The organism is Pseudomonas sp. SORT22 (genome assembly GCF_018417635.1).
Classification (GTDB): Bacteria; Pseudomonadota; Gammaproteobacteria; order Pseudomonadales; family Pseudomonadaceae; genus Aquipseudomonas.
The window spans coordinates 1,327,727-1,339,970 of the sequence record NZ_CP071007.1; the positions used below are offsets into that span (position 1 = coordinate 1,327,727).

A 12,244-nucleotide genomic window follows, 5' to 3' on the forward strand; every position below is an offset into this window, starting at 1 on the left:
GGTACCTAGCATTTTTGTCAGTTTCGGCCGATTTGAAATAGGCATCTAATACTTCCAGGTTTTCCACGGCAGTCAGCTACAGGCTCGCTGCCACGGTCCTCTTCGCTGGAAGGAACTGTCGCCATGGGCTCGGACGATTCTGATGCTACTGATGAACCGGTAAATCCCCGGGAGCGCTACGCCGCGCCGTTCGTTCCGGCCGCTATGGAGTTAACGGAAGATGACGTGCTGGGGCATTTGGTCCGCAGGGAAGACCAGCTACGCCCATTGGAAATCAGCATCAGGGAGATCTGGGCGGATTACAATGCCGCTCCTCCGGGCCTCGATACGACAGTCGAATTTCTCTGGCGAGGCGATGTAGTTGAAACATTTACCTTTTCTCAGCCAGTGATCCCGGATGATGTGATCCCGGTTGTCTGCAAGATGCCCTCGGAGTACATGGCGGCGCCTGGCCCCGCCCGGGTCGAGTACCGCGTTACGGTATCGGTGAACCCGTCCACTTCGCACGCAACGCACCTGTTCATCGATAAGCAGGCGCCCAATGGCGACGAAGAAGGTACGCCCCTGCAGTTTGACCAGGAAGTCCTGATCAGCGGCGTTACCGAGGATTATCTCAGCCGGCACGACACGGTCGATGCCCGGGTCGAGGCTTGGCCAGATATCAGGGTGGGCGACCTGCTGACCTACTACTGGGAAAAGTTGCCCGTTATCGATACGGATGAGCAATCACGCGAACTGCCCTATGCCGGTGAGTTGCGCATCACCGATGTCAATGCGCCGATCATTGCGCGATACGATGCGATGCTGGTCCGAGAGAGCGGTTCAGGCCCGCATAACGCCTACTATCGCCTGGAAGATCGAACCGGTAATCGCGGGCCAACGTCCGAGGTCCAGCCAATTGAGGTAGTGCTGGATGAATTGCCGGGCGACCTGCCTGACCCTCGGGTGCCCAGGTTCGATGTCGATGGGCTGATTGACCTGGAAGATGCCCGTGCAGATGTCGAGGTTCACATCGACGTCATCAGCGACGCACAGCAAGGCGATCAGGTTCAGGTCTACTGGCGCGGGCTGGCGCTTCGCCTCATCACCATTGCCGAGAACCAGCAATGGCCTTTGAGGGCCCCGGTCAGTTGGGCAATTCTAGCGGCAGGAGGCTTTGCTGCACCTTTTGTTGATCGGGTGCACTACACCTGGCGACGCGGTGGGGCTTCGCTCACCTCTTCGACCTTATGGGTAGACATCGACCTGACGGTGGCCGGTCCGCCTCCCGGCCCGGATCCGGTCAACCCCTTGTTGCTACCGGCTGTAGTCAAGGGCACGACAGCCGATAATGTGCTCACAGGCGCCGATGCCGGGCAGGACGCAAGCGTCGAGATCCTTCTGTATGACAACCCGCAATTCGGTCAGGTGCTGGAACTGTTCTGGGGCAGTCATCCGCAGGCGGTGGATCGCTACGAGGTGAAGGTTGAGGATGTTGGCGGGCAATTGATCGTGCTGAGGGTTCCTTGGGCGATTATCCATAGTGTCGGCAATTCACCTGCCCTGCCGATGCAGTACACCACGTTCAATGGGGTAAACCGGCAACGGTCGCCTATAACATCCGTGCGTGTCGAGGTGCGAGTCATCGAAGGCCTGGCGCCCGCCACCTTTCCAGATGCCAAGACCAATCAATGGATACGTTGCGAAGAACAGCCATGGTTGGGCGTTCGGGTAGAGATCCCCAAAGACCCGCAACTGCAGGTGGATGACAAGCTCATCCTGCTTTGGGAGGGCGACTACAACCAATCGGGCAATAACCCGATCCCTGGAACCCAGGGACGTTTCGAGCATGTTCTGACCCGCGAAGACCTCGAGGCCGAGCATGGCTACAGGTTCACCGTATTGCCCTACGACCCGCTGATCAAGTTGGCGGCTCGAAGTGCGCCGGGTGGGGGGGGCGGTAATGTCCGTTATCGGCTGGAGAAAGGTGACGGTAGTGGTGTGGGGGAGTCGGGGTTGGCCCGTGCGAGGTTGTCAGTCATCGATCTGAGTACGGGCCTGTATTGTGATCTAGAGGCGTGAATACTGTGTTCAAGGATGTTGACTCAATACGCTGAAGTGATTGCGCAGTTGCAATAAACAAGACGACGTTTTGCTCTGAAAAAAGGTTTGGCTTTGCCCCCGCAATGCCGTTGCTTGGCAGGACGGCGGCTGGGTCGACTGAGGTGCTGATGGTGTTCCAAGCCTATTTCTATTTGCAGGAGATACCAAGATGACCAAGTTTGAAGCGACAACCAAGGCGTCAGCCGAAAAAGCCAAAACACGGGCCCCACAGCCTAGAAGTTTTAGAAACTTGTTTAATCCACCGGTGCCTATGAATACGGAGCAAAATATTCCCGGGGGACAGATTAATCTGCTGCGTACACCGAAAATCCCGGAAGGACTCGAGGTGGAAATTCCGGCTTTCACTACAGTGGGGCCGCCCGACACAATCGATACGGTAACCGTTTATATTAACGAAAGGCCGGTTCACAGCGTTGAGTTGCCGGTCCCTCATGTGATCACATTTCCCATTCCGGTGACGCTGCAAGACCCAGTGCTTGAGTCGCACGGTGAGAAAGTTGTCTATTTTGACGTCGTCAACTCGATAAATCCCAATGATGGAGTTTCGCAGAATCTTACGGTAACAGTCGACAGGCTTGATCCCAATCTTGGTGCTTTCCCAGCGGCCATCATTCTTCCGGAGGACCTGCCGGATGCCACGGTGACGCCGGAGTATCTGGAAGCGCACGACGATGAGCTGGTGTTGCAGATTCCAGATTACCTTGACCTGCAAGTGGGTGACTATTGGGCGATTCTCTTTGGTGATGAGCAGTCCCAGCCGAATAAAGGCGGGCTGGTCAGCGAAAGGCCTATCAACGTAGTGCTGACAAAGGACGAGCTGCTCCTTGCCGGGCCTGGCACCAAGCAGGTGACCTATATACTGGAAGACCGGGCCGGCAATCCGACCAAGCTGGCATACCGCCAGCAAGTGTTCGTTATCCTTGAGCCAACACCTATCGACTTGCTGGCGCCCAGGGTAGACGCTGCGCCCATTGACATTGTCGAAGCACGTGAGGGCGTGCTGATCGAGGTGGATGAGTATACCAATGCGGCGTCGGGTGACGAAGTGCGCGTTTACTGGAATGATATTTATGTGGATCGGGTCTTCCTGCCGCCCACGCCTAACTGGCCTTTACCGTTTACCGCACCGTGGGCAGTCATCTCCAGTGGCGTCGAAGGGACTGCGCATATGGCCCAGGTGCGCTATGAAGTCATCCGTAGCAAGGCCTATCCCTCCCCAGTACTGGACGTGGAAGTAGACCTGGAGTTAATTGGGCCACCTAACCCGGGCGAACCCTATCCGGTCAACCCGGCGCTGGATGTTCCACTCCTGACCTCGTCGACGGGGGAGCTGAATCTTTTGCGCCCAGAGGATGCAGGCCAGCCTGCCGACGTCAGTTTTACCCTCTATGATCCTGCGCAAACCGGGGAGGTTATTCGGCTTTACTATGGCCCGGAAAACCTGTTGGTGGCCACCTATACAGTGCAGAGCACAGACAATCCCGGTGACCCGATCGAGTTGCAAATCAGCTGGGACGATATTGTCAAAGTCGGCAATGGAACGGACATTCCGCTGTTCTATAAAATTTTTGCCAATGCGACCACCACCAACTTCCAGTCGTCGGGCAGTCAATTGGTGGATGTCAGGGCCATTCCATTGGCAGAGGTCAACGCGCCTGAGTTGAATTTGCTCGAAACCCAAGCGGGTATCAGTTGTTCCGATTTTCCATGGCGAGGCGTTAATGCCAGGGTTGTTGATGCTCAAAATCTTCAAGTGGGCGACATCGTTACTTTGCACTGGCTGGGCCTTGAAGGTTTTACCAATTCGCAGCCTGTCGAAGAAACGCGTTTATCTTTCCCACGGGAAGTGCTCAATCAAAACGAAGTGGACACCGGGGTAAATCTTACGATCCCATGGATTCCTTGCATGGAGCCGCTGCGCAGCGGTTTTGTCGAGCTGTATTGGATTCAGGAACGTGGTGGCGAGGATATTGGCCGTTCTCCAGTGAAGTCTTACTACTACTTTGGAGAACAGGGGACCGGGCTTTGCCCAGGAAGGCCATAAGCTGAGTGTTTGATAATGAATGAGGCCGAGCAATGCTCGGCTTCATTTTATCTATATGGGCGCGACACTGCCTGTTGATTACGCCTACTTCTTATGAGGAATATTCCTACATAAGATTCTGTCAGAAGTTTCTATTCTGCGCTCCGAACAAACGGGGCTTGAACTAGTTGGCTCTGTTTAATCCGGAACTGAATAGTCTCAATGCTGCGGAGTAGAATCTCATGACCAAACCAAGCATCTTCAAACCCTCGGCGCTTTCGTGCGCCTTGCAGGCAGCCCTTGTCGCACCTTTGGTGATGGCATCGGCTCAGGCCCTGGCTATCACCAAGGTTGTCGAAAGCAACCAGACCTTTACCGCTACCTCGGGGACGCCGTCCTACAACTATCGCGTATTGGAAAATGCCACTCTGAATGTCCAGGGTGCGCGGACCGAGCACATTCAAGTGCGCAAGGGCCAACTGAACATCGAGGGTGGCACCGTCACTGCCGTCGGCTCGAACAACGCTGTTGCCCTGGTGAGCAGTACCGCCCGTATCGCCAACGCACGTATCGATAGCGCCCAGGGCAACGGCCTGACGGTTGGCCGATTGCTCGATGGTTCGGCGACCGGGTCCGAGGTCCAGGTCCAGAGCAGCGAAATCAACGGTGGCCGATTCGGTGCAACCCTCAGCGCCTATAGCAATCTGTCGCTCAAAGACTCGAGCCTGACCGGTGCTACGGCTGATGGTCTGTTGATGATCGGCGGCCAGGCCCAGGCGCACAACAGCGTGATCAAGGGCGCCGAGAGCGGTGTGCGTTTGTCTCATGAATACTATGGCTCTGAAGCCAACGAGCAGGCGCCGACTTTGCTGCTGGACAACAGCAAAGTGATCGGGGAAGCAGGGCCGGCCCTGGTGGTGGATTCTGCAACCACCGCCCGTATCGACGTACTCAATGGTTCGAGCCTGGAAGGCGCCAATGGCACCCTGCTTGAGCTCAAGAACGGTGGTTCGGCAGAGATGCAGATTGGCCGCAGCGACCTGGTCGGCAATATTCAGGTAGGCGATGGCAGCACTGCGCAACTGACCCTGAGCAATGCCAGCCTGGAAGGTGATGTGATTGTCGCCACTGGCGGCGCGGCGCAACTGAGCCTGAACGATCAATCGCTGTTCAAGGGGCGCCTGGAAAACGTCGACGCACTGGCGCTCAACGGCGACAGTACCTGGGCGCTGGTGGGTGACAGCCAGGTTGAACAATTGAGCCTGCAGGGCGGCCATGTGCAGTTTGGCGAGCCTGGCCAGTTCTATCGCCTGGACCTGGGAGAGCTGTCTGGCAACGGCACCTTTCATATGTCGGCTGACTTCGCCACTGGCGAAGGCGACCTGTTCAATGTCAGCGGTCAGGCCAACGGTCAGCACACCCTCGCCATCAGTGCCAGTGGTCACGACCCGGCCGCTGTCGAGCGGATCACCGTGGTCACTACCGGCGGCGGCGATGCCGAGTTCAGCCTGGTGAACGGTCCTGTCGACCTGGGCGCGTTTTCCTATGACCTGACCAAGGAAGGCAACGACTGGCACCTGGACACCGAGAAGAAAGTCATCAGCCCCGGCACCCGTTCGGTCCTGGCGCTGTTCAATACCGCACCGACCGTGTGGTATGGCGAGCTGTCGTCGCTGCGCACCCGCATGGGCGAGTTGCGCTACAACGAAGGTAAAAGCGGCGCCTGGGGCCGTGCCTATGGCAGCAAGTACAACGTTGCCGAGTCGTCTGGCACCGCCTACAAGCAAACCCAGCAGGGCTTCACCCTGGGTGCCGATGCCCAGGTGGGCGACAGCCAGTGGCTGGTGGGTGTGCTGGCCGGTCATAGCAAGTCCGACCTGGACCTGAGCCGCGGTACTACCGGTACGGTCGACAGCTACTACGCCGGTGCCTACACCACCTGGCTGGACCAGGACAGCGGTTACTACTTTGACGCGGTGGCCAAGGTCAACCGCTTCGACAACAAGTCCAAGGTGGCCATGAGCGACGGCAGCCAGGCCAAGGGCAACTACAAGACCAACGGCGTCGGTGCGTCGGCCGAGTTCGGTCGTCACATCAAGCTCGATGACGGCTACTTCGTTGAACCTTTCGCCCAAGTGTCGGCAGTGAGCATCCAGGGTGCATCCTACGACCTGGACAGCGGCCTGAAGGCTGAAGGTGACCGCACCATGTCGGTACTCGGCAAGGCCGGTGCCACGGTAGGTCGCAACTTTGATCTTGGCGAGGGGCGCTTTGCCCAGCCGTACCTGCGCGCTGCCGCGGTGCACGAGTTCGCCAAGAACAACCAGGTCAAGGTCAACGACAACGTGTTCAACAACGACCTGTCCGGCTCGCGTGCCGAGGTCGGTGCCGGTATTGCCGTGTCGCTGTCCGAGCGCCTGCAGTTGCATGCCGATATCGATTACAGCAACGGCGACAAGATCGAAAAGCCGTTCGGTGCCAACGTCGGCGTGCGTTTCACCTGGTAAGCGCGTAACTGAAAAGAGGAAGCCTTGGCTTCCTCTTTTTTTGTTTCAGTCGCAGCGTTTGTCCCAGTGCCTGAATAACGGTTCGGCCAGAAACAGCACGAACAGCAAACGCATCACCTGTAGCGCCGTGACCAGTGGCACCGACAGTTGCAGGGTTTCGGCGGTCAGGCTCATTTCGGCGATGCCGCCGGGCATCATGCCCAGGGTCAGCGAGCGCAGGTCGAGGTTGGTCATGACACTGAGCACACCCGCCGCAAGGCCTGCGATCAACATGGTCAGCGCCGTGGCAATCAAGGTGCGGCCGAGAAACGACGGTGCCCGGCGAAAGAACGCGCGGTTGAAGTGACAACCCAGACCGCTGCCGATCAGCCATTGGCCGATCTGGCTGGCGCCATCGGGCAGGGCCACCTGCAGGTTGGCGCTGACACTGGCCACCGCCGCCACCAGCAACGGCCCGAACAGCCACGGGTTGGGTTGTTTCAAACGCTGCCAGCCCAGGGCCAGCAACACCCCCAGCGGGCAGATCACAACCAGCCAGCCCCAGTGCACGCTCCCGGCGTGGGTCAGCGGCACGCCATTGCCGAGCAAAAACTTGAACAGCGCCGGCACACACAGCACCACCGCCAGCACCCGCAAACTCTGCGCTGCCGCCACCTGGCTGAGCACCGCACCGTTACGGGCGCCGAGGTTGACCATCTCCCCGGAGCCACCGGGCATGCTGGAAAAGAACGCTGTGGCCCGGTCTTCGCCAGTACGGCGCAGCAACCACACCCCGACCACACTGGAAACACTGGTGATCAGCGCCCCGCAGAAAATCAGGCCGAAGTTGCTCGCCACCTGCTCGACCACCGCCGGGGTGAAGTGCAGGCCGATCCCGATACCGATGATCCACTGCCCGCATTTGCGCCCGCCGGGGATCTCGCTCAATTGCCAGGGCGTCAGGCAACGCACGAGGATGATCGCCAGCAACGAGCCGACCATCCACGGCAGCGGCCAGCCGACCCTGCTGGCGAGGTAACCGCCGGCCAGGCCGACCAGGCCGGTGGCCCAGTACAGTTTCAAGCGGCCATCAGACATCGGCCAGGGCACGACGCTGAAGGCTGCGCTTGCGCCAGATGCGCAGCAGCGGCAAAAGCATCATGGCGATGGTCAGGCCCCACACGCTCATGCTGATCGGGCTCGACCAGAGGATGTCCAGGGCACCATTGGAAATCGACAGCGCCCGGCGCAGGTTCTGCTCCATCAACCCGCCGAGGATGAAGCCCAGCAAGATTGGCGACAGCGGGAAGTCCAGCTTGCGCAGGATGTAGCCGAAGATACCGATGCCGATCATCAGGAACAGGTCGAAGGTGGTGGCATGCACCGCGTACACACCGATCGCGGTGATGATCGCGATCACCGGCACCAGCGCCCAGTTCGGCACGGCGAGGATGCGGGTGAAGATGCGGATCATCGGGATGTTGAGGATCACCAGCATGATGTTGGCGATGAACAACGACGCGATCAGGCCCCAGACGATGTCCGGTTGCTGGGCGAACAGCATCGGCCCCGGGGTGATGTTGTACAGGGTCAGGGCGCCGATCATCACGGCGGTGGTGCCCGAGCCGGGTACGCCGAGGGTCAGCATTGGCACCAGGGCGCCGCAGCAGGAGGCACCGATGGCGGTTTCCGGTGCGGCCAGGCCGCGCTTGTCGCCCTTGCCGAAGGTGCCGCTGGCACCGGCGATGCGCTTTTCGGTCATGTAGGCCACGGCGCTGGCCAGGGTTGCGCCGGCACCGGGCAGCACGCCCATGATGAAACCGAGCAGGCCGCAGCGAATGTTGACGACGAATACCGAGGCCGCTTCCTTGAAGTTGAACAGCATGCGCCCGGTGGCTTTCACCGCTTCGTGGCCATGGTGGGTTTTTTCCAGCAGCAGGAGAATCTCGCTGATGGAGAACAGGCCCAGCACCAGCACCACGAACTGAATGCCATCGGCCAGGTGCACGCTGTCACCGGTGAAGCGGTACACGCCGCTGTTGGCGTCGATGCCGACACTGGAAAGAAACAGCCCGATCAGCGCGGCGATGAAGGTCTTCAACGGCCGGTCGCCGGCCATGCCACCCAGGCAGACAATGGCGAACACCATCAGCACGAAATACTCCGCCGGGCCGAAGGCGATCGCCCATTTCGCCAATAGCGGCGCGAACAGCACCATGCCGCAGGTAGCGATAAAGGCGCCGATGAACGAACTCCAGGCCGACAGCGACAGCGCCACCCCGGCCAGGCCCTGGCGGGCCATGGGGTAGCCGTCGAGGGTAGTCATGACCGTCGACGCTTCACCGGGGATATTGAGCAGGATCGAGCTGATCCGCCCGCCGTATTCGCACCCCAGGTACACCGCTGCCAGCAAAATCAGCGCCGACTCCGGCGGCAGGCCGAGAGCGAAGGCAATCGGGATCAGCAGCGCCACGCCGTTGATCGGGCCCAGGCCCGGCAGCAGGCCGACCACGGTGCCGATCAGGGTGCCGGCGAGGGCGGTAACCAGGTTGTAGGGGCTCAGGGCGACGCCGAAGCCCTGGCCGAGATAACCAAGCGTATCCATGTCAGTTCTCCAGAACGTCGAGCAGGCCGAGGGGCAGGGGCACATCCATCACACGGTCGAACAGCCAGTACAGGGCGATGCTCATCAGGCCGATGATCACCACGCTGGGCAACCAGCGCCCGCCATACAGGCGCGCCATCGGCACGCCGATGAGGATGCTGCTGACAATGAAGCCCAGTGGCTCGAAGGTGGCGGCAAAGACCAGCAGCAAGGCGACGCAGAGGCCGATCTTGTTCAGGGTTTCGCGGTCCAGTTCGGGTTCGTCGTCCTTGTGCACGATCGGCGTGGGACGAAAGGCCAGGTACAGCAGGCCGGCGGCCATCAGGCCGAGCATCAGCAAGGGATAGGCACGTGGCCCGACCGGTTCGTAGGAAAAGGCTGCCTGGTAGGGCCAGGCCATGACGGCCAGGGCGGCGCACAGCGCCAGCAAAAACAGGGCGAAGAGACGTTGCAGGATCATTGCGGAATCCTCTTTTCGCGGGGCAAGTGGGAGCGGGCTTGCCCCGCGATGCGTTCGAAAGGGGAGAGGCTTATTGAATCAAGCCAAATTCCTTGGCCAGGGCCTTGTAGTCAGCCACCTGTTTCTTCACGTAGGTGTCCAGCTCGGCGCCGGTCATGGCGAAAGGGAACAGCTCGCGCTGGTCGCGCAGCTTGGCGAACTCTTCCGAGGCCAGCAGCTTGTCGAACGAGGCTTTCCACCAGTCGTACTCTTCATCGGTCACTTTCGGCCCGAGGTAGAAACCGCGCACCACCGGCCAGACGATGTCATAGCCCTGTTCCTTGGCGGTGGGGATGTTCTTCATTTCCGGCTCGTCCAGGCGGGTTTCGGCGAACACCGCAAGCAGGCGCATGTCGCCGCTCTGGATGTGCGGCATGGAGTCGGAGATGTCGGTACTGCCGACCTGAATGTGCCCGCCGAGCAGCGCCGTGGCGATTTCGCCGCCGCCTTCCAGGGCCACGTAGCGCAGGTCGCGCGGGTTGATCCCGGCGGCCTTGGCGATCAGCGCGGTCTGCATCCAGTCCTGGCTGCCGACGGTGCCGCCGGAGCCGATCACCACCTTGCTCGGGTCTTTTTTCAGCGCCGCGACCAGGTCGTCGAGGGTCTTGTAGGGCGAATCGCTTTTCACGGCAATGGCACCATAGCTGGTGCCTACCGCCGCCAGCCAGCGCACGGCGTTTTCATCGAAACGGCCGAACTTGCCCTGGGCCAGGTTCAGCAACGAACCACTGGACCAGGCCACCAGGGTGCCGGCATCGGCCGGACGCTGGGCGACCACCGCGTTATAGGCCACCGCGCCGACACCGCCGGGCATGTAGGTGACGCGCATCGGTTTGCTGAGGATCTTTTCGTTGACCAGGGCGCTTTGCACCAGTTTGCAGGTCAGGTCGAAACCGCCGCCGGGCGAAGCCGGGGCGATGCATTCAGGGCGTTTCGGTTCTCCCGCCAGAACGTTGCCGGCCAGCAGCAGGCAACCGGTGGCGAGGGCAATGCGGCGCAGTGAAAAAGTCATCGTGTCTCTCCGTGAACGTTATTGTTATCAGGGATTACCACAGCGCGAGGCTGTAACTCACCAGCAGTCGCACTTCGTCGGCATCGCGGGCGAAGTTGGAGCGGAAGGTGGCGTTGCGCAGGCGCACGGCGACGTTTTTCAGGGCGCCACTTTGCACCACGTACTTGAACTCGGTGTTGCGTTCCCACTCCTTGCCCTCGCCACCATTGGCCAGGCTGACATTATCGCCGCTGATGTAGCGGCTCATGAAGGTCAGGCCGGGGATGCCGAGCTTGCTGAAGTCGTAGTCGTAACGGGCTTGCCAGGAGCGCTCGTCGGCGCCGGCGAAGTCGTTGATCTGTACGAAGTTGACCAGGTACGGGTCGGCGCCATCGACATAGGGGAAGGCGGTGTCGCCGGACAGGTGCTGGTAGCCGGCGCTGAGCTTGTGGCCGTTCAGGCCGTAGCTGAGCATGCCGTTGAGCGCGGTGTTGTCGATGTTGCCGCCGCGGGCCTGGCCCTGGTCGTCACTGAAGGCCATGCGCAGGTCGGCGCCGAAGGTGCCCGGGCCCCACGGCTGGGAGGCGATCAGGCCGACGAAGTGCTGGCGGTAGACGTCATCGAGCTGGGCCCAGTGGTAGCTGCCGGTGATCTTGTCGGTGAACCTGTAGTCCAGGCCGGCCATGTCGAAATGGTTGCCGGCGACGGTGCCAAGAAATCGGCTGTTCTTGTTGTTGAGGGCGATGTCCTCGTTGTTGGTGCTGTCGCGGTCGCGGGCTTTTTCCAGGCGCCCGCCGGTAAATGTCAGGTTTTTGATCTCGCCCGAGGTCAGCAGGCCGCCCTCGAAGGTCTGCGGCAGGATGCGCCCGTCGTTGGGCTGCAGGGTCGGCAGCTCCGGGATCAGCGTGCCGATCTTGAGTTCGGTCGCGGAAATCTTCACCTTGCCGGTCAGGCCGAGTTTGGAATACTCGTCGGCGGCGCGGCCATCGTCGTGGGTTGGCAGCAGGCCGGTGCCGGTGCGGTCGGGGCTTGAGTCGAGCTTGATACCGAGCATCCCCAGGGCATCCAGGCCGAAGCCTACAGTGCCGTCGGTATAACCTGACTCGAAATTGAGCATGAAGCCCTGGGCCCATTCGTCACGCTTGGATTGCTGGGCGCTGGTGCCATCGCGAAAGTCGCGGTTGAAGTACATGTTGCGGGTTTCGAAGCTCGCCTTGCTGTCATCGAAGAAGGCGGCCTGGCTCAACGGGGCGACGCCGGCAAGGGCGAGGGCGCTGGCAACTGCGGTCTGGCGGGAAGGTAGACGTCGGGTAGGCGCGTACGCCTGCGGCTGCATGGACAGCATCGTGGAGTGACTCCGTTATTGTTCTTATTAGTTCGGACCTTGGGTCCGGTTTTACGGCAAGCAGAGTGAGCCGTGAGAGGATGCTAGGGCGTGAACCTTTCGCTAACCTTTCAGCAGCTTTTGATTGCGCCGAAGGCTTCACAGGCGGGCTGTCGGCTGTACACTCCGCGCCATTGAACGCGACGCAAAGGG

8 protein-coding genes are annotated in these 12,244 nt (G+C 60.4%); 3 read left to right on the top strand and 5 right to left on the bottom strand.

All coding sequences use genetic code 11. The features are described from left to right. Positions 1-123: 123 nt before the first annotated feature. From JYG36_RS06295 to JYG36_RS06305, 3 genes are all read left to right on the top strand, one after another. Entirely contained in the window at positions 124-2,061 is a 1,938-nt protein-coding gene (locus tag JYG36_RS06295) for a hypothetical protein (protein WP_213603394.1), read from the top strand. Positions 2,062-2,251: 190 nt separating this feature from the next. After that, the gene (locus JYG36_RS06300; RefSeq protein WP_213603396.1) at positions 2,252-4,147 is read left to right on the top strand and encodes a hypothetical protein; all 1,896 of its coding nucleotides are present in this window, start codon (positions 2,252-2,254) and stop codon (positions 4,145-4,147) included. 221 nt (positions 4,148-4,368) lie between these two features. Further along, positions 4,369-6,633, top strand: a complete 2,265-nt coding sequence (locus JYG36_RS06305) for an autotransporter outer membrane beta-barrel domain-containing protein (protein ID WP_213603398.1) — start codon at positions 4,369-4,371, stop codon at positions 6,631-6,633. A gap of 45 nt (positions 6,634-6,678) precedes the next feature. Here JYG36_RS06305 and JYG36_RS06310 read toward each other — a convergent pair whose 3' ends face one another. The 5 genes from JYG36_RS06310 to JYG36_RS06330 form a co-directional block, all read right to left on the bottom strand. Continuing rightward, a complete protein-coding gene (locus JYG36_RS06310; RefSeq protein WP_093380044.1) occupies positions 6,679-7,710 on the bottom strand; it encodes an AbrB family transcriptional regulator in 1,032 nt (343 codons plus the stop codon). After that, entirely contained in the window at positions 7,703-9,217 is a 1,515-nt protein-coding gene (locus JYG36_RS06315) for a tripartite tricarboxylate transporter permease (RefSeq protein WP_045197603.1), read from the bottom strand. The genes JYG36_RS06310 and JYG36_RS06315 overlap by 8 nt, the downstream gene beginning before the upstream one ends. A gap of 1 nt (position 9,218) precedes the next feature. Then, on the bottom strand, positions 9,219-9,677 hold the full coding sequence (locus JYG36_RS06320; RefSeq protein ID WP_045197606.1) for a tripartite tricarboxylate transporter TctB family protein: 459 nt from the start codon (positions 9,675-9,677) through the stop codon (positions 9,219-9,221). Positions 9,678-9,747: 70 nt separating this feature from the next. Then, a complete protein-coding gene (locus JYG36_RS06325; RefSeq protein ID WP_213603400.1) occupies positions 9,748-10,728 on the bottom strand; it encodes a Bug family tripartite tricarboxylate transporter substrate binding protein in 981 nt (326 codons plus the stop codon). Between the two features lie 34 nt (positions 10,729-10,762). Next, positions 10,763-12,052 carry an OprD family porin gene (locus JYG36_RS06330; RefSeq protein WP_213603402.1) on the bottom strand — a complete coding sequence of 430 codons (1,290 nt, stop codon included), beginning with the start codon at positions 12,050-12,052 and terminating at the stop codon, positions 10,763-10,765. Positions 12,053-12,244 lie beyond the last annotated feature (192 nt).